General features: G+C 54.3%; 17 protein-coding genes and 1 tRNA gene. 7 read left to right on the forward strand and 11 right to left on the reverse strand.

Features of this window, described 5'->3' with window-relative positions; all coding sequences use genetic code 11:
- Positions 1-249 precede the first annotated feature (249 nt).
- From coaE to ACHZCX_RS06285, 9 genes are all read right to left on the reverse strand, one after another.
- Positions 250-855, reverse strand: coding sequence for a dephospho-CoA kinase (gene coaE, locus ACHZCX_RS06245; protein WP_319586380.1), 606 nt, complete (start codon positions 853-855; stop codon positions 250-252).
- Positions 852-1,835: an RluA family pseudouridine synthase gene (locus tag ACHZCX_RS06250; protein ID WP_319586381.1), complete on the reverse strand. Its 984-nt coding sequence runs from the start codon at positions 1,833-1,835 to the stop codon at positions 852-854. Before ACHZCX_RS06250 ends, coaE begins: the two co-directional genes overlap by 4 nt.
- A gap of 21 nt (positions 1,836-1,856) precedes the next feature.
- Positions 1,857-2,336, reverse strand: a complete 480-nt coding sequence (locus ACHZCX_RS06255) for a CarD family transcriptional regulator (RefSeq protein WP_319586382.1) — start codon at positions 2,334-2,336, stop codon at positions 1,857-1,859.
- A 228-nt stretch (positions 2,337-2,564) separates the two neighbouring features.
- Positions 2,565-3,137, reverse strand: coding sequence for an aminoacyl-tRNA hydrolase (gene pth, locus ACHZCX_RS06260; protein WP_319586383.1), 573 nt, complete (start codon positions 3,135-3,137; stop codon positions 2,565-2,567).
- Between the two features lie 126 nt (positions 3,138-3,263).
- The gene (locus tag ACHZCX_RS06265; RefSeq protein WP_319586384.1) at positions 3,264-3,821 is read right to left on the reverse strand and encodes a 50S ribosomal protein L25; all 558 of its coding nucleotides are present in this window, start codon (positions 3,819-3,821) and stop codon (positions 3,264-3,266) included.
- Between the two features lie 54 nt (positions 3,822-3,875).
- Positions 3,876-4,814, reverse strand: a complete 939-nt coding sequence (locus tag ACHZCX_RS06270) for a ribose-phosphate pyrophosphokinase (protein ID WP_319586385.1) — start codon at positions 4,812-4,814, stop codon at positions 3,876-3,878.
- A 20-nt stretch (positions 4,815-4,834) separates the two neighbouring features.
- Positions 4,835-4,909, reverse strand: a tRNA-Gln gene (locus tag ACHZCX_RS06275).
- Between the two features lie 35 nt (positions 4,910-4,944).
- Positions 4,945-5,850 carry a 4-(cytidine 5'-diphospho)-2-C-methyl-D-erythritol kinase gene (ispE, locus tag ACHZCX_RS06280; protein WP_319586386.1) on the reverse strand — a complete coding sequence of 302 codons (906 nt, stop codon included), beginning with the start codon at positions 5,848-5,850 and terminating at the stop codon, positions 4,945-4,947.
- 22 nt (positions 5,851-5,872) lie between these two features.
- Complete coding sequence (locus tag ACHZCX_RS06285) at positions 5,873-6,187, reverse strand: DUF1844 domain-containing protein (RefSeq protein WP_319586387.1); 315 nt, start codon at positions 6,185-6,187, stop codon at positions 5,873-5,875.
- 367 nt (positions 6,188-6,554) lie between these two features.
- On the opposite strand from ACHZCX_RS06285, the gene gltX reads away from it, so the two are divergent.
- From gltX to feoB, 6 genes are all read left to right on the forward strand, one after another.
- Positions 6,555-8,042 (forward strand): glutamate--tRNA ligase, encoded by a 1,488-nt coding sequence (gene gltX, locus ACHZCX_RS06290; RefSeq protein WP_319586388.1) that lies wholly within the window; start codon positions 6,555-6,557, stop codon positions 8,040-8,042.
- Positions 8,043-8,063: 21 nt separating this feature from the next.
- Positions 8,064-9,758 (forward strand): glutamine--tRNA ligase/YqeY domain fusion protein, encoded by a 1,695-nt coding sequence (locus ACHZCX_RS06295; RefSeq protein ID WP_319586389.1) that lies wholly within the window; start codon positions 8,064-8,066, stop codon positions 9,756-9,758.
- Positions 9,759-9,763: 5 nt separating this feature from the next.
- A complete protein-coding gene (locus ACHZCX_RS06300; RefSeq protein ID WP_319586390.1) occupies positions 9,764-10,000 on the forward strand; it encodes a FeoA family protein in 237 nt (78 codons plus the stop codon).
- 311 nt (positions 10,001-10,311) lie between these two features.
- Positions 10,312-10,635, forward strand: coding sequence for a ferrous iron transport protein A (locus ACHZCX_RS06305; RefSeq protein ID WP_319586391.1), 324 nt, complete (start codon positions 10,312-10,314; stop codon positions 10,633-10,635).
- A 102-nt stretch (positions 10,636-10,737) separates the two neighbouring features.
- Complete coding sequence (locus tag ACHZCX_RS06310) at positions 10,738-10,914, forward strand: FeoB-associated Cys-rich membrane protein (protein WP_394708770.1); 177 nt, start codon at positions 10,738-10,740, stop codon at positions 10,912-10,914.
- A 151-nt stretch (positions 10,915-11,065) separates the two neighbouring features.
- Entirely contained in the window at positions 11,066-13,240 is a 2,175-nt protein-coding gene (gene feoB, locus ACHZCX_RS06315; protein WP_319586392.1) for a ferrous iron transport protein B, read from the forward strand.
- A gap of 15 nt (positions 13,241-13,255) precedes the next feature.
- Here the strand turns inward: feoB and ACHZCX_RS06320 are convergent, their stop codons facing one another.
- Together ACHZCX_RS06320 and mtnA are read right to left on the reverse strand one after the other, a co-directional pair.
- Entirely contained in the window at positions 13,256-13,888 is a 633-nt protein-coding gene (locus ACHZCX_RS06320) for a class II aldolase/adducin family protein (RefSeq protein WP_319586393.1), read from the reverse strand.
- Positions 13,885-14,982, reverse strand: coding sequence for an S-methyl-5-thioribose-1-phosphate isomerase (gene mtnA, locus ACHZCX_RS06325; RefSeq protein WP_319586394.1), 1,098 nt, complete (start codon positions 14,980-14,982; stop codon positions 13,885-13,887). The genes ACHZCX_RS06320 and mtnA overlap by 4 nt, the downstream gene beginning before the upstream one ends.
- 277 nt (positions 14,983-15,259) lie before the next feature.
- Between mtnA and ACHZCX_RS06330 the strand changes: the two genes are divergently transcribed.
- Positions 15,260-17,386: an HDOD domain-containing protein gene (locus ACHZCX_RS06330; RefSeq protein ID WP_319586395.1), complete on the forward strand. Its 2,127-nt coding sequence runs from the start codon at positions 15,260-15,262 to the stop codon at positions 17,384-17,386.
- The last annotated feature ends 93 nt before the right edge of the window (positions 17,387-17,479 follow it).

The following is a 17,479-nucleotide window of genomic DNA, read 5'->3' on the forward strand; positions in this document are numbered from 1 at the left end:
ATGATAAATTGGCGTGATAATTATATACAAAGGCTGACTGGATAGAAAAAAGGCGAGAAAAACCCTTGCAACAAACAGGTATCAAGTTGATGCAACCGAATCAGGCAGTACACCACATCGATTCAGTTAACGTATATTTTTTTGTGTGAAATATCAGAACAAGAAACCGACAGGCACAAATCGATCTATTGAGATGTTACTGTTAGATATTTGTTTCCAGTGCGACTGTCAAGAACTTTCTTGGTAAAATCAATCCGCAAACCGTTCTGACAACTCATTTCCCAAAGAAACGACCTGTGCACGGGTGGAGGCCCAAGTCCAGCTGTTATCGATGACGTATTCGGCTCGATTTGCTTTTTCCTTGAGACTCATTTGAGCAGCTATGGCTTGTGCCGCTGCTCGCCTCGACACCCCATCGCGACGCATGATCCGACAACATTGAGCACCGCGCCGAGCGAACACCACCAAGACCGCATCCACTTCTCCTTGCCAGCCGGCCTCATACAGCAGGGGAATCTCGACCAAAATCAACGGCACCTGCTGGAGACCGAGCTGCTCGCGCATCGCTTCACGGGCCAAGGGATGCAGGAGAGCATCGACCTGTCGGCGAATCTCTGCATTATTGAAGATACGCTCACGCAAAGCGACCCGGTCGACCGCACCATTTTCCAGGAACAACGCCTCTTCAAACTCTGACCGGAGAGCAAGCCATCCGGGTTGATTGATATCCAACAAATGCCGGCAACATTGATCAACATCAATGAGCGGGACGAGGCAATAGCTGGCCAATAAACGGCTCACGCAGCTTTTCCCCGATCCGATCCCACCGGTAATGCCAAGAACAAAGGGGTTCATTGGTGAATTTCACGGAGTTTGACGAGCAAAACCTTCATGTCTTCAGGCAATGGCGCTGAGCAGCAAAGAACTTCTCCGGTAAGGGGATGATTAAAGTGGAGTGTGCTGGCATGGAGCATCTGCCGCATTGGCCTGAAACCCATATTGCGATCTACCGCGCCTCCATAGAGAAGATCACCGACCACCGGCGATTTGATCGAAGCCATGTGCACACGGATTTGGTGGGTCCTTCCGGTTTCAATACCTATTTCCGCCAAACACCATCCATTGGCAAAACGCTCTTGAAGGTGCCAGTTGGTGACCGCATACCTGCCATGTACCGGTCGAATGGCCATTTTTTTTCGGTCCACCGGATGCCTGCCGATGGGAGCTACAATCTGGCCATTACCTTCTCGGGGACAACGCAACAACAAGGCGTGATAGGTTTTATGAACCTTTCTATCCTTAAAATCAGCCATCAAGGTTCGCAAAGAAAACTCTGTCTTGGCCACAAGCATGATCCCGGAGGTGTCCTTATCCAGGCGATGGACAATTCCAGGACGTCCAGCAGCCGCTTCAGGCAGATCTTTGCACCGGTGCAGCAGCCCGTGTACCAAAGTGCCACTATGGTGCCCGCAGGCAGGATGTACGACCACACCTGGAGGTTTGCTGATGACCAAAAGGTGTTCATCCTCAAGCAGGACTGTGAAATCGACCTGCTCAGGGACGAGCGTATGGGCTTGGGGTGGAAGAAAAACGATCGATATCGCATCATTTCCCCGCAAACACTGGCCAGCTTTTACCCGCTGACCGTTGACCAAAACATCACCCGTGTTGATCAATTTAGAGAGAGAGGAACGGGAGTGCTCCGGGTATTTACTGCTCAGAAAATGATCGAGTCTTTGTCCAGCTTCGTTGCAATCAATGGCCAAGAAAGCATGAGGTTCAACAGATTGTGAAGCTTCAGGTTTCACTGAATCGTTATCCACGGAACCTGTCATAGACAATAAAAAATAAGGAGTTCAACTAAAAAGTTTTTCTATCTGTTTTTCTATCTGTTCTTCTTCGGTCTGCTTGGCCAACGATAATTCCTTCACAAGCAAATTTTTGGCGGTATCCAGCATCTTTCGCTCGCCGTAGGAGAGATCTTTATCCTCTTTCAGCAAAAAAAGATCCCGCATGACGACAGCAACCTCAAAAACAGATCCGGTCTTAATTTTTTCCATGTACTCGCGATATCTACGGTTCCACGTTTGTGCGGTAATTTTAACGTCACGTTCTTTTAAAATATCGATAACCTTGGCCACCTCTTCTCGAGAAATGATCGCCCTCAAGCCGACATTGGCACTGGTGGCCGTCGGAATCATGATAGTCATGTCATTGTCCAAAATTTTCATCACATAAAAACGCTGGTCAACACCGCCGACGGTTTGTGTTTCTATGGCTTCAATGAGGCCTACGCCATGGGCTGGATACACAGCCATATCGCCTTGTGAAAACACATTATCCTCCAAAACTGAAGTAGACTTATGCCGACCGATTCAAAAGGGGCCCGCATATTCTTAAAATATTATATTAGCATATTTTTTTGCTAATCGCAAAGCCTGTCTATAGCAAGGAAAGGAGAAAGACACCTGGAAGAAAAAACTCTGTTTAAAATCTGGCAGCTACCTGCTTTCGCCCCAAATTAAATTATCCAATGATGCTAATTGAACGCAGGAAATGATCCATCATCGACCATTCACCTGATTCATACAGACATCAATCCCCTCGTGGACAAACAGATCGGCCGCCTCTGCCACAAGCGCCTTGCGCTGATCGAACAAATCCAGCTCGTCTTCACTCATGCGCGACAGGACAAATCGATCGACCGGTTGCCCTGCACCTTCAGAGTGAACGTCGGGGCGCCCTATGCCGATTTTCATGCGCGCAAAATCCTGCGCGCCAATATGCTGGATAATAGAACGAATGCCGTTGTGCCCTCCAGCGCCACCTTTTTTTACCACCTTGATACGGCCGGCCTGGAGATCAATATCGTCATGCAGAACAAGAATATGTTCTTTGGAAATTTTAAAATAGTCGGTGAAAGCACGAACACATTCGCCAGATCGGTTCATATACCCCTGTGGTTTCAACATGAAAACCTGAGCGCCAAAGACCCGACCCTGACAATACAGGCCCTGCATTTTCAAGGTATCTACCTGCCACCCTTGAAGGCCGGCGAGAAAATCAATAAAGAAAAAACCGATATTGTGTCGGGTTAAATCATAATCCCGCCCAGGATTACCAAGCCCTACAAGCAAAAAACGAGAATCCGTCATGGAAGCAAAAGAATGAGAAACAAAAAACGAGCCGAAAGAACATTTCGGCTCGTGGGAGGTCCAAACAAAAGCAGAGGCCCTGCCTCCTTTACAATAGAGCGGGGGGAGTTACTGGACAACCACGCAGGTGACGTTGCTCTTTTCCAACATTTCGACATTTGCCGGAATGGGAAGGTCGCCATAGGTTAAACCAGCACCACCTTGCTCAAGCGGGGTAATGTCAACCTGGATGACATCGGGAACGTCAAGTGGGCAACCCTTCAATTGAATGGTTTCCTTGAGCACATGTAACTCTCCGCCCAGATCAACTCCCTTGGCTGTTCCGACATACTCGATCGGCACCTTAAACTTGGCGGACTTCTGGAGGTCTATCTCTAAAAAATCGACATGGACAAGATGACCGGAAACGGGTTCTTTTTGAATTTCCTGAACGATAACATGCCGCTCCCCAGCGCTGTCCCCCTCAACCTGCAAGGTCACCACAGCATTGCGGCCATGAATGAAGAGGAGATTTTTATAGAGCTTTGCTGTATCCAACTGGAGAGATATAGGCTCACCACCACCGCTATAGAGATTGGCTGGCGTTATCTCACGCATCCGTAACTGCCGCATCGGCCCCTTGCCAAAAACCGTGCGCACTGTAGAATCTAAATGTACTTGTAACATGCAAACCCTCCCCCCTTACTCCGGGATCTAGAACAATTCGTGAGTAGTAAAAAATCAAACAAACAAATAACTGACAGAATCCTCATCGTGGATCCTGCTGATAGCCTCGCCCAGTAGCTCACCAACAGAAAGCACAGTAATTTTATCACACTGCTTGGCATCGTCCTTTAATGGAATGGAATTGGTGACCAAGAGTGATTTCAAGCAGGAATTGGTGATCCGTTCAATAGCAGGCCCCGATAAAACCCCGTGCGAGCAGCAGGCATGCACCTCTTTCGCACCAACCTTTTTCAAAATCTCCGCCCCGCTGCAAAGTGTTCCGGCAGTGTCGACCAAATCGTCGAGAAGAATAGCGGTCTTTCCAGCAACATCGCCGATGACATGCACGGCCTCGCATTCGTTGGCCCGCTCGCGGCGTTTATCGATAATGGCCAACCCCGCATTCAGGCGCTTGGCGAAGGCACGCGTCCGCTCTACCCCTCCGGCGTCCGGCGAAACCATGACCACATCGCTAAAGCTGTCCCTGATGTATTTCAAAATGATGGGCGCAGCGTACAGATGGTCGACTGGAATATTGAAAAAACCCTGAATTTGGCCGGCATGGAGATCCATACACAGCACCCTTCGAGTCCCCACCACCATGAGCATCTCAGCAACCGCCTTGGCGGTGATCGGTACGCGTGGCCGTACCTTGCGGTCCTGACGGGCATAGCCATAATAGGGCATGACCGCTGTAATTCTCCGGGCAGAGGCGCGGCGCAAGGCGTCGATCATGATCAGTAACTCCATGAGGTGATCATTGACCGGGGTGCAGGTGGGCTGAACGACAAAAACATCGGCACCGCGAACATTCTCGCCGATCTCGACAGAAATTTCACCGTCGGAGAATTGCTTGACCTCAGCTGCCCCAAGAGGGACGCCTAAATATTCACAGATTTCCTTGGCAATAGCCGGATTGGCATTACCAGTAAAAATCTTCATTTTTTTGGGCATGACGCTCATCTCTTAGAGAATGGCTGGGGCGGGAGGATTCGAACCCCCGAATGCAAGGATCAAAACCTTGTGTCTTACCGCTTGACGACGCCCCAGCCCATTGCCAGATAGACTAAACGGACAGTGGTATTCATTTCTCTCCAACAGGAGAAACCAAATAGGTATGGAAAAAACGGCGTTTGAAAAGAGTATAGCAGGCGTCCGCACTCTGCCGGTCGGCAAACAAACCAAAAACCGTTGGCCCGGAACCAGACATCAAAGCCCTGGCCGCACCATTCTGGAGCAACTCCTCCTTCAACCGCCCGACCTCTGGATACCTGAAAGCGGTAACCGTTTCGAGATCGTTCAACAAAAAAGTCCTTTGCGGAACCGTTTGCGCGGAACCGTTTAGGGTGAAGGGCCCAGAGACACCTTCTTGCGAACTTTTTAGGTTACCTGTGTTTTCTTTTTTTGTCAACGCAAAACTCTGATAAACCCAACGGGTGGAAACGGGAAAACCTGGATTAACCAGGAGAACGCTGCACCCGCAGAGCGGTTCGACTGGCTGCAGAATTTCTCCAATTCCCGTAGCAAGCGCCGCCGGTGCATCAGCAAGAAAAAACGGTACATCCGCTCCTAATTGCAGCCCAATTTCCGCCAGCTCCACGGCGGAACAGCCGCATTCGTATAACTTATTCAAACCGTTAAGCGTTGCCGCCGCATCGCTGCTGCCTCCGCCCAAACCGGCAGCCACCGGTATCCTTTTGGTCAGCGTTATGTCAACACCGAATTCCCGCCCCCCCCTCCGTCCCTGGGTGGCCTGTAAAAACAATGCGGCCGCCCGGTAGACGAGATTCTCTTTATTTTCAGGGACTCCATCCTCCGAACAACGCAGGTGAATACCCGCAGCACACGCCCGCAGCTCAATCTCATCGTACAGGCTGACCTTCTGCATGATGGTCTCAAGGAGATGGTACCCATCGGGTCGGCGGCCGGTCACCTGAAGAAACAGATTGATCTTCGCCGGCGCTTCAATAATAAGCCGAGTTCGCTGCATGGCCCGAAACAACCAGACAATTTTAAGTCAACTTGACAAACCGCATCTTTAATTCGTAGAGGATACGGGTCAGCAACTCGCTTTCATTCGGATCGAGGTTGCCATTAGTTTTACCGGCAAGCAGAATCAGAGTGTCGATGGTGTGCTTAGCCAACTCGCGATCCACAACCCGCTGCCCGGTTTCCGGATGCGGCAATTCGCCCATGTGATAGAGGGCGGAGGTATTCAGGGACAGGATCAGAGAGGCAAAGGTAACCTCCGGCATGACGCATCTGCCGGAGGCGTCCTTCACCTTACCATCCGGACATTCGTCGCAGCTGGAGAGATTCTCGCTCATAGTTCTTCGCTCAACAGTTCAAGTTCCTTCCATCCTTCGGTTTGCCAGTGGGCGTACCAAGGAGCAAGACAGCATAAAATCGACTGAAAGGCCGATGCATCAACCGGGTATATAAATAAAATTTGACCCGCAACCCTTCAACTTTAAGGGGTCACAAACAATTGGGCAATATACCGATTTTCCCGGATACCCACAATATTAAAGTAGAATCAGCACAATTCCGAGTTACCCCACCCATCCAGACGAAGGCAATCAAACAACCAGGATCAGCTTTTCCTTGAAGAGAAGCTGGCAAGGCGCTATATCATTAAAGTTTCCCGCGCCTGAATCGCGAGGAGCAAAGAAGAGTCAACTACAGGAGTTTTGCATGGAAGAAGTTCGCGTTCGTTTCCCCCCTAGCCCCACCGGATACCTGCACATCGGGGGAGCGAGGACGGCACTATTTAATTGGATATTTGCCAAGAAACATAACGGTAAACTGATCTTGCGCATTGAGGACACCGACGAAGAACGCTCCACCCAGGCGTCAATCGACGGCATCATCGACGGCCTGCAATGGCTCGGCCTTGACTGGGACGAAGGTCCTTATTTCCAAACCGAATTCACCCATGATCATGTCGCAGCTGCCAACCGTCTGCTGGCCTCCGGGCATGCGTACAAATGTTTCTGTACCAAAGAAGAGCTGGAGCGCAAACGTGAGACGGCCTTGGCTGAAAAAAAACGCGAAGCCGGCTACGACGGCACCTGTCGCCACCTGAGCGCTGAGCAGGTCCGTGAGAAGGAAGAACAGGGAATCCCCTCGGTCATTCGTTTCAAGGTGCCCGAACGCCAAGGCACTCTTTTCTACGATGACGAAGTCCTGGGACACATCGAGCGAGCCTACAGCGAGATCGAGGATTTTGTCATTGTCCGCTCTAATGGCAAACCGCTCTACCTGCTGTGTAATGTGGTTGACGACATCCGCGACCGCATTACCCATGTCATCCGTGGTCAGGATCACATGACCAACACCACCCGCCAGGTGTTGTTGTACGAGGCCCTGCAGGCTAAAATTCCAGCCTTTGCCCACATGCCGCTCACCCTGGATCTGCAGAAACGAAAAATCTCCAAACGCAGCCATGGCGAAGTGGTGGCGGTCCAGTTTTACAGGGAGAAGGGCTTCATCCCCTGGGCGCTGTGTAACTTTCTCTGCCTGCTCGGCTGGAATCCTGGCACGGATCAAGAATTCTTTTCCCGTGAGGAACTCATCGACGTTTTCAGCCTCTCGCGGATGAGCCGGGTCAACTCGGTGTTCAACTACAAACCGGGCGACCCTAAATTCTTCACCGACCCAAAACTGATCGCCATGAATGAACATTATCTGCGCACCATGGATCTTGCACAACTTGGCGGTTTGGTGCGCAAAGAACTGGAGACTGAGAACCTCTGGGATCCGGCTTACGAAACCACCAAACTAGACTGGTACCTGGCGACACTGGGGTTGATCCGTGACCGTTTCCACACCCTCAAAGATTTCACCACGGCAGGCCGCGCCTATTTTTCCGATCAGTATGCAATCGATCCTAAGCCATTGGCCAAAAACGTGCTCAAATTCCCGGAGCTGGCCACCTGGCTGCCGCAGCTGGCAGAGCGTTTTGCCACGTTGGACACTTTCAACACCGAGGAAACCGAGCGGATCAGCCGGGAACTCGCTGACGAGTTACAGATCAAACCAGGCACTCTGATCAACGGCATGCGGACCGTGCTCACTGGGCAGTTAGCCGGCCCTTCGATGTTTGACATTGTGACTACCCTGGGCCGGGAGAAGGTCGTGGCCCGCTTAAACGACGTCGACCGCCTGTTCGCCGCAGCCTAACGAATGCCTACGGAATATGAGATGACCACAGAAAAAGAAAGCGCCAGCAAGCCGCTCGATTTCATCCGCCAGATCATTACCGAAGATCTCGCTTCCGGGAAACATCAGACCATCGTCACCCGTTTCCCACCCGAGCCCAACGGATTTCTCCACATTGGTCACGCCAAATCGATCTGCCTTAATTTCGGCGTCGCGGTGGAAAACAACGCCACCTGCCACCTGCGCTTCGACGATACCAACCCGGACAAGGAATCCACCGAGTATGTCGAATCAATTAAGCGCGACGTGCGCTGGCTAGGGTTCGACTGGGGCCCGCACCTCTATTACGCCTCCGATTACTTTGATCAACTGCACGACTTCGCCATCGAACTGATTAAGATAGGTAAGGCCTATGTCTGCCATCTCAGCGGTGAAGAAACCCGTGCATACCGCGGCACCCTGACCGAACCCGGTAAGGAAAGCCCGTATCGCCACCGGACGGTGGAGGAAAACCTCGCCCTCTTTGTCCAGATGCGCAACGGTGACTTCGAGGAAGGAACCTGTGTGCTCCGGGCCAAAATCGACATGGCCTCACCCAACATCGTCCTGCGTGATCCGGTGCTGTATCGCATTCTCAAGTCCAGTCACCACCGCACCGGCGACAAGTGGTGCATCTACCCGATGTACGATTTCACCCACTGCCTCTCCGACATGCTGGAAGGAATCACCCACTCTCTCTGCACCCTGGAGTTCGAAAACAACCGCGCCCTGTACGACTGGGTCCTGGATACGCTGCACACCCCCAACCACCCACGACAGATCGAATTTGCCCGGCTCAATATCAACTATACGGTGACCAGCAAACGCAAATTGCTGCAACTGGTGACCGAGGGGCATGTCTCTGGTTGGGACGATCCCCGCATGCTGACCATCTCCGGCCTGCGCCGCCGTGGCTATACGCCGGCCGCGATCCGTAGCTTCTGTTCCACCATCGGCATCGGCAAGCGGGAGAGCTGGATCGATATGGGCGTGCTGGAGAATGCGGTTCGAGATGATCTCAACCAGGCGGCCCGGCGGGTCTTCGGAGTGCTCGACCCGCTTAAAATAGTGATCACCAATTATCCTGAAGGCCAGACAGAGGAGGTCATTGCCCAAAATCATCCGCAGAATCCAGCTATGGGCGAGCGTCTCGTACCGTTCTCCCGCGAGGTGTATATCGAGCAGTCGGATTTCATGGAAAATGCCCCGAAAAAATTCTTCCGCCTCAGTGTCGGCCGAGAAGTACGGCTCCGCTACGCCTATCTCATCACCTGTCAGGAGGTGATCAAGGACGACCAAGGCAAGGTGGTGGAACTGCGCTGCACCTACGACCCGGCAAGCCAAGGCGGTTCCGCACCCGACGGCCGCAAGGTCAAGGGGACCATCCACTGGGTTTCTGCCCCCCATGTCCTGCGGGCTGAGGTTCGCCTCTATGACCGGCTTTTTACCGCCGAATATCCTGATGCCGATAAGGAGAAGAGTTTCAAGGACTTCCTTAATCCAGACTCGCTGACCGCTCTGGCTGACTGCATGCTGGAGCCGGGTTTGGCCCAGGCCCATTCCGATGACCGTTTTCAGTTTGAACGGCTAGGGTATTTCTGCCTCGACCCGGTGGCGAGCACACCGGAGAAACCGGTCTTCAACCGGATTGTCACCCTCCGTGACAGCTGGGCTAAACTGAACGAATCCCATGAGTGAACGGCATGCCACTGGTTAATCTGCGAAATATGTCCATCAACCAGAGCGGCACCATTGTCTCCGTCAAGGTGGGCGGCGAACTCGGTCGCCGAATCCGCGAAATGGGGCTTGTTCCCGGTACGGAGATCACGGTGAAACAACGCGCGCCCCTCAACGACCCGGTTGCCCTCCGGGTCATGGGCGGAACTTTGACCCTGCGCAACAACGAAGCGGATTTCATTGAGGTGGAAATCGCCCCCTGACCCCTGCCATTCCCACCCCCAACAGGGCGGCATTCCGTTTCTTCAAAAAATCCGCTCCCGCCCGCACCAGAACTTGTGCCGAGAGCACCAGCATAAGGCCCCGTTGCTCCCCTCTCGTCCTTCCTCTGAAAAATCGACTCGTATCGAGATCCCCCCTTGGCAAAGCTGTTGACAGTGGGCATTGTTTCGGATTACCTAACAATGACTGTTTCCACTGAACGGCAGGGGCTGGAAACGCTTTTTTATGAAAACCAACCTGCTCGACAAGACTTTCAGGGCCAGCTAAATTCCAACAGGTAGAGATCGTGTTCATGACCAAGGAGCCCTCCGAAACATCCTGCCTCCTGCTCAGTGATATCCAAACCCAGTGCCTTTGGCGTAAAAAATGTGGCAACCGGGCGGTACAGGCAGGAACCCCCTTACCCGAAACCTGTTGCAACAGCCGCTTACGAGTCTGTGCCATCAACGGCGACCGGCAGACCTGCGCCAAAATGGCACACCTTGGGGTGCTGCCGGGTTCCGAACTGGAACTGTTGTGCAAGGGCGGAGGGCAACAGTGCATGATCAAGGTTAACGGAGGCACCATCAGTCTTGATGCCCCGACCGCCGCCAATATTCTGGTGACGCCGGCCTAAGCAATCAGTTCCCATTGGGGCAGCAAGCAGGCCAAGGAATTTTTATCACGACAGTTTGGGGATGGAACAGTTGCCTCTGCTCTCAGCCCTTTGGAGGAAAAAATGCAACAGATTCTCGTATTGATCGCCGTTGCCGTTGCCGTCTTTTTTATCGCTCGACGGATATGGAAAACGCTGCGTAACCCGAAAAATCTCACTTGCGGTTGTGGATGTTCTGGTTGCGGTGCAGCTGACGACTGCTCGGAAAAGGCAACCTCCTTGCCCACATACAAACCTTGATGATGGGGGGTTGCTGTTTTCTTTCGAACCCTTCCCCTACCAGACTTTCGCTTGATCGTCTGTTCCCTAAACCTTATCTGCTTGCATGGAGTCCCACCTTCTCGTATCCGGCCCATCCCCCACTCTCAACGCCAGACCGATCCAAAAGACCATGAATAACGCCTTGACCATTGCCTTATCCGGTAACCCCAATGCCGGCAAAACCACCCTTTTCAACCATCTCACCGGTGCCCGTCAGCATGTGGGCAACTACCCCGGGATCACGGTTGAACAGAAGGAAGGCTGCTGCTGGCATCAGGGCCAGGGCCTGCGCGTGGTCGATCTGCCGGGCACCTATTCCCTGACTGCCTACTCGGTCGAGGAACTGGTGGCCCGCGATTTCATCATCAACGAGAAACCTGATGTGGTGGTAGATGTAGTCGACGCCTCCAACCTGGAACGGAACCTCTATCTCAGCTGCCAGTTCCTGGAACTCGGGACACCGCTGGTGATTGCCCTTAACATGGTTGATGTTGCCGAAAAAAGAGGCATAACCATCAATGTCAATGAGTTGGGGGCACGCCTCGGCGTGCCGATAATTCCGATTATCGCCCGGAGCGGCAAGGGCGTGGACCAGTTGCTTGATGCCGTGTTGGCGGTGGCCGCCTCGCCAACATCGCCGCAGCCGGCCTTCCTCCGTTACGGCTCGGATATCGATGAGGCCCTCACCGACATGACTGCCGATATCAGACAATGCACAGCACTGACCGCCATCTACCCCGAGCGCTGGCTCGGGGTCAAGCTGCTGGAAAACGATGACCAAATCGTCCAAAAGGCCTTAGCCACCTATCCGGAGGCTGGGGAAAAACTCATCGCCCGCTGTGCGGAAGTGACCAATCATCTCCAGCACACCCTCAGCGTCTACCCGGAAGCGGTGATTGCCGACCACCGCTATGGCTACATCAAGTCCATTATCCACCAAGGGGTCGTCTCGCGAAAATTTGTCGCCGACCGCCTGTACGCCTCAGACAAGATCGATAAAATCGTCACCCACCGCCTCCTCGGCCCGCTGATCATGGCCGCTGTCCTCTACGCCCTGTATACCTTTACCTTCAGTTACAGCACCGTGTTGGTTGACTGGCTCGCGCAATTTTTTGCGCTCATCAACAAGGGGATCGACGCTCTGCTGCCTGACGGCCCGCTGAAATCGATGATCACCTCCGGCGTGGTCGACGGGGTCGGCGGCGTCCTCGGTTTCGTGCCGATCATCATGTTCATGTTTTTCGGCATTGCCGTGCTCGAGGACTCGGGCTATCTGGCCCGGGTAGCCTTCATGATGGACCGGATCTTTCATTTTTTCGGCCTGCACGGCTCCTCGGTCATGCCCTTCATCGTTTCGGGAGGCATTGCCGGCGGCTGCGCTGTTCCCGGCGTCATGGCCACTCGCACCCTGCGCTCCCCCAAGGAACGGCTGGCCACCCTCCTGACCGTTCCCTTCATGAACTGCGGGGCCAAGCTGCCGGTGCTGACGCTCTTGATCGGCGCCTTTTTCTCGGATCATCAAGCCCGCTACATGTTTCTCTCCACCCTAGCCGCCTGGATTGTGGCCCTGTGCGCGGCCAAACTGTTACGCCTGACAGTGCTCAGAGGCGCATCCACCCCCTTTGTCATGGAACTGCCGCCCTACCGTTTCCCCACACTGAAAGGCTTGTTCATCCACACCTGGGAGCGGACTTGGCAATACATGAAAAAGGCAGGCACCGTGATTCTCGGCATTTCTGTGCTCATCTGGGCGATGATGACCTATCCGGGACTGCCGCAGGAACGGGTGACCCATTACGAACAACAGCGGCAACAGGTGCAGACGATCCATACGGCGATGAATCAAGAAGAAAAAGCCACAGAACTGCACAAGATTGAGGCGGAGGAGGCGATGGAAGGGCTCCGTCATTCCTTCGGTGGCCGGATCGGTATTGCCCTTGAAAGCGTCAGCCGTTTCGCGGGCATCGACTGGCGGACCAACATCGCGCTGCTCGGCGGTTTTGCCGCCAAGGAAGTCATCATTTCGACCCTGGGCACCGCCTACTCTCTGGGCCATGTCAGCACAGAGGAACCGACATCGCTCAGTGAACGGCTGGCCAAGGATCCCAAATGGAATCCTGTGGTCGCCTTGGCGGTGATGGTCTTTATTATGTTCTACGCCCCCTGCTTCGTCACCGTGGTCTGCATTGCCAAGGAGGCAGGGTCATGGAAATGGGCAGGCTTTTCCATAGCCTTTAACACCCTATTCGCCTTCATACTGGCGGTGGCAGTCTACCAGATCGGCGCCCTGCTCTATCTACGTTAAAGGTTTCCCGCAGATTCAGGACTTGTAGTCCCTGAACCGGCGCAGAACCTCGACCATCTCCGCGCCGGGGAGGACCGGCGGCTCGGCCACGGACAGGGCCTGCAGGTACATACGGGCCAGGGCTTCCACCTCGACAGCCAGAGCCAGGACCCGATCGAGGCCGCCGGCAAAACAGATCATGCCGTGATGGCCCAGAAGTGCTGCGGACCGGTCACGCAAGGCCTCGATCACCGTATCCGAAAGGGCCTGGGTGCCGAAGGTGGCATAGGGGGCGCAGCGGATGGAATCGCCGCCGGCCATGGCCACCATGTAGTGAAAGGATGGGATGGACCGTTCCAGGCAGGCTAAAGTGGTGCAGTAAAGACTATGGGCATGGAGGACAGCGTCCGCCTGGGGATAGTGGTGATAAATGTCACAATGCATTCGCCACTCCGAAGAAGGCTTGCGGTTGCCCTGCGCTTCACCGGCCCAATCCAGCCGCACCACATCCTCCGCCCGGCACTGATCATACGCCAGAGCCGAAGGTGTAATCAAAAATCCCTCGCCATCCCGAACGCTGACATTCCCCGAAGTACCTTGGTTGAGCCCCTGGCTGTTCATGGCCCGGGCGGTCGCCAGCAACTGTTCCCGCAACTCCGATTCGGTCATTTTCCCGGCTCCGGATAGAGCCCAAGCAAACCAGCACGGCTCGCCGAGCAGATGCCCCGCTCGGTGATCAGGCCAGTGACCAGTCGAGCCGGAGTGACATCAAAAGCCGGATTAACTGCCGGTGTTGCCGCAGGCGCGATCGACACTGTATGCACCACGCCCGCTTCATCCTGACCCTGCAGTCTCAGAACCTCCTCCCCGCCCCGCTCTTCAATGGGAATTTCCGCCACCCCGTTGCTCACCGTCCAATCAACGGTGGAGCCGGGCAAGGCCACATAAAAGGGCACGTCGTTGTCAAAAGCAGCCAGCGCCTTGAGATAGGTGCCGATCTTATTGCAGACATCGCCACTGGCAGTGGTCCGGTCGGTCCCGACGATGCAGCAGTCGACCTGACCGTGCTGCATGAGGTGCCCTCCGGCATTATCCACGATCAGGTGGTGAGGCACACCGGCAGCCACCAGTTCCCAGGCGGTGAGGCTGGCGCCCTGGTTACGCGGCCGAGTCTCGTCCACCCAGACATGCACGGGTATCCCCGCCTCTACCGCTTTATAGATCGGTGCCAAAGCGGTGCCCCAGTCGACGGTGGCCAGCCAGCCGGCATTACAGTGGGTGAGAATGTTGACCGGTTCCCCTCCCCCCTTCTTCTCCCAGATGGCCGCTATCAGGGTGGCACCGTGCCGGCCGATGGCCTCGTTGGCGGCGACATCCTCCTCGCAGATGCGCCCGGCCTCCTGGTACGCTGCAGCCAGCCGCTGCTCCACCGGCAAGGGCAAGAGCAGTCGCAGCATCCGATCCACAGCCCAACGCAGATTGATCGCCGTTGGCCGGCAGGCGATCAGCTGTTCGGCCATGTTCACGAGGGCTGCCGAAGACAGATGACGCCGCAACCCCAGACAGATGCCGTACGCTGCCGTGGCGCCGATGAGGGGCGCACCGCGAACCAGCATCCGACTAATCGCCGCCATCGCCTCTTCCACACTCTCCAGTCGAACCACTGCAAAACGAAAGGGGAGTTGGGTCTGATCAATAATTTCAACTCCTTCGCCGTCAGCCGCCAGCCAAATTGACCGATAAGCCTGCCCATTTACCTTCAAAATTCACCTCTTTCTGGAAATTATCGTCAGTCCGGTGAACGGAGCCGCCACCGTTACCAGAAAATTCGCTCCGTGCTCATGATTGCTCATACCTACCTAAACGGCGCACCATGGGTCAAGCGATTTGTACGCCACCATCGATCAATTGGGCCTGAGGCCGTTCAAAAATAATGGACGCCTAAAACTTGGTTGCTGGATTTTTCTTCTATGCTCTGCTATACAATCTAAAGTAGCCTGTTTTAAGAGAGTTACATTTCACCTGCCCATGTTATTGGCCATGACCACTGCCCACAGCGTTCTCAGCACTCTCAAAATCTCCGGCAACCTGCCGAGCATGCCGCAGGTTCTGGTGCAATTGATCGACAGTTGCCACGAAACCGATATCAATCTTCGGGCGATTGCCCACATAGTCGATAAAGATGCCGCCATCAGCGCCAAATTGCTGCAACTGGTTAATTCCGCTTTCATTGGCGCGCGCAGGACCTTTACCAATGTGGAGCAGGCGGTGGTTTATCTGGGCGGCAATACCGTAAGAAACCTGGCCATCAGCATCTCGGTGCAACAGGTCTTTCGCCGGGTCGAAAGCAACGGCCTGCTGTCCATCGACCGGTTCTGGCATCATAGTTATCTCAACGCCCTACTGGCGCGCAACATTGCCGTCGCCACCTCCTACCCCGACCCTTCGGAAGCCTACCTGGCCGGACTCCTGCACGATATCGGCAAACTTCTGCTATGGATGGCCTTTCCGGGCAAATACGCGCCGCTTTTACTCAAGGGAGTGCGCTGCAATAGCGGTCGCCTCACCTTTCTTGAAGAGGAAAAACTCCATGTCAACCACTGTTCGGCCGGGGCCTGGCTCTGCGAACAGTGGCGGCTGCCCACCCTGATCGCCGATGCCATCCGTTACCACCACCATCCGCTCGACGAGGTCGAGCAGGCTCTGCCGTTAACCAGAATCGCTTATCTGACCGATTTGCTCAGCCATAGCAGTACCGCCGGCAAAGACTGCCTGGAGGCTGCCGACCGCTTCTTCAATCTTTCCCCAACGCACGTCAAGGCACTCTACAAGGGGGTGGATGAAGAAATAGCAGAATTTGCCGAACACCTGGGCATCCATATTCCCCACAACGCCAAAACCTCCCATGATAAAGAACCGGAAAGCCAGGAGACGCACAAAGAAATTTCCTTAGGGCTGATCAATCGCATCAGGGAAATCACCCAGATGAGCGGCCTGCTCGACAACCTGCTCCGAGCTGAAAACACGGCACAAGTTGTGGCCGCAGTGGAACAAGGCATGAAAATCCTCTTTAACGAGGAGGCCTGCGTGGTGATGGTGTTGAACCCGCAGACCGGCGAGTTGCGCTGCTCCACCTCCCCCGACAACAAACTGGCCCGGGAAATGTGCGATTTCACCTTTGCGCCCACGCGGTATGCTGACAGCCTTCCCGGAAAAGCCCTCCAGCAACAACGCCTGCTGCACACCTTCCGGCAAAAGTCCGAGGAGAAGCATCCGGTCAATCTTGTTGACGCCCAACTGCTGCACCTTCTCGGGACAGAAGGCATGGTCGCTCTTCCCATGATCCATCAACAAGAACTGCTGGGCTTGGTCCTCATCGGCCTGACGGAAAAAACCTTCCACAACTTCAATGGCCAATGGACCCCGCTCCGCCTCCTGGCCAACCATGCGGCCATCTGCTTTTCCCTGGAGCGAATGCGAACAACCCAAGCGGAGAGGATTGCGGCTGAACGTGTTGAGTCGGCCACCCTGGTAGCCAGAAAAATTGCGCATGAGATCAACAACCCCCTGGCCATTCTCCGCAACTACCTGCACATCCTCGGCAAAAAAAATGAACAAGGCGAGGCAATCAACCAAGAGCTGGCCATTCTCGACAACGAACTGGAACGGCTCGGGCACATTACCTTGGGACTCGAAGATCTGGCCCGCGAACAGGATGAGCTCCACCTCGAGCAGCTGGACCTGCACCGGCTCCTCGAAGAAACACTGCATCTGTTTCAGGCCACCTCAGGCAAAATTCACCTGATCGATTTCACCTTCACCCCCTGGACCCAACCGCTTTACATCCGCAGTGACCGCGGAAGCCTCAGTCAGATCCTGCAAAATCTGTTGGGGAACGCTGTCGATGCCGTTGCGGGACACGGCGCTGTTGCCGTTCGCATAACCGCCAACAACGACAACATCCTGATTTCCGTGGAGGATAACGGGCCCGGTATTGATCCGGCCCTGACAGCAACGCTTTTCACGATCGGCGCCTCCACCAAGGATGGCCGCCATGGCGGACTGGGCCTTGCCATTGTCCATAACCTCGCAACAAGGCTGGGCGGTTCAATCAGCTTTCAAACCCGTCCAGGACAGACGATCTTCACCCTTACCCTTCCGGCCTGAAAACCTTGTCCCCATTGAATAATTGTTTTTTTCATTGGACTTTTTCCGGCAAACACGTTTGAATGATTCTCTATGGATAATCAACTGCTTTAT

Source organism: uncultured Desulfobulbus sp., assembly GCF_963662935.2.
In the GTDB taxonomy this organism is placed as follows: Bacteria; Desulfobacterota; Desulfobulbia; order Desulfobulbales; family Desulfobulbaceae; genus Desulfobulbus.

What these genes read in the sequence shown, in the direction of transcription:
- ACHZCX_RS06295 (WP_319586389.1), top strand. Translation starts at nt 8,064, where the DNA reads ATGACCACAGAAAAAGAAAGCGCCAGCAAGCCGCTCGATTTCATCCGC.
- ACHZCX_RS06300 (WP_319586390.1), top strand. Translation starts at nt 9,764, where the DNA reads ATGCCACTGGTTAATCTGCGAAATATGTCCATCAACCAGAGCGGCACC.
- ACHZCX_RS06250 (WP_319586381.1), bottom strand. Translation starts at nt 1,835, where the DNA reads ATGACAGGTTCCGTGGATAACGATTCAGTGAAACCTGAAGCTTCACAA.
- coaE (WP_319586380.1), bottom strand. Translation starts at nt 855, where the DNA reads ATGAACCCCTTTGTTCTTGGCATTACCGGTGGGATCGGATCGGGGAAA.
- gltX (WP_319586388.1), top strand. Translation starts at nt 6,555, where the DNA reads ATGGAAGAAGTTCGCGTTCGTTTCCCCCCTAGCCCCACCGGATACCTG.
- feoB (WP_319586392.1), top strand. Translation starts at nt 11,066, where the DNA reads ATGAATAACGCCTTGACCATTGCCTTATCCGGTAACCCCAATGCCGGC.
- ACHZCX_RS06310 (WP_394708770.1), top strand. Translation starts at nt 10,738, where the DNA reads ATGCAACAGATTCTCGTATTGATCGCCGTTGCCGTTGCCGTCTTTTTT.
- ACHZCX_RS06265 (WP_319586384.1), bottom strand. Translation starts at nt 3,821, where the DNA reads ATGTTACAAGTACATTTAGATTCTACAGTGCGCACGGTTTTTGGCAAG.
- ACHZCX_RS06285 (WP_319586387.1), bottom strand. Translation starts at nt 6,187, where the DNA reads ATGAGCGAGAATCTCTCCAGCTGCGACGAATGTCCGGATGGTAAGGTG.
- ACHZCX_RS06320 (WP_319586393.1), bottom strand. Translation starts at nt 13,888, where the DNA reads ATGACCGAATCGGAGTTGCGGGAACAGTTGCTGGCGACCGCCCGGGCC.
- ACHZCX_RS06270 (WP_319586385.1), bottom strand. Translation starts at nt 4,814, where the DNA reads ATGCCCAAAAAAATGAAGATTTTTACTGGTAATGCCAATCCGGCTATT.
- ACHZCX_RS06305 (WP_319586391.1), top strand. Translation starts at nt 10,312, where the DNA reads ATGACCAAGGAGCCCTCCGAAACATCCTGCCTCCTGCTCAGTGATATC.
- ispE (WP_319586386.1), bottom strand. Translation starts at nt 5,850, where the DNA reads ATGCAGCGAACTCGGCTTATTATTGAAGCGCCGGCGAAGATCAATCTG.
- ACHZCX_RS06330 (WP_319586395.1), top strand. Translation starts at nt 15,260, where the DNA reads ATGACCACTGCCCACAGCGTTCTCAGCACTCTCAAAATCTCCGGCAAC.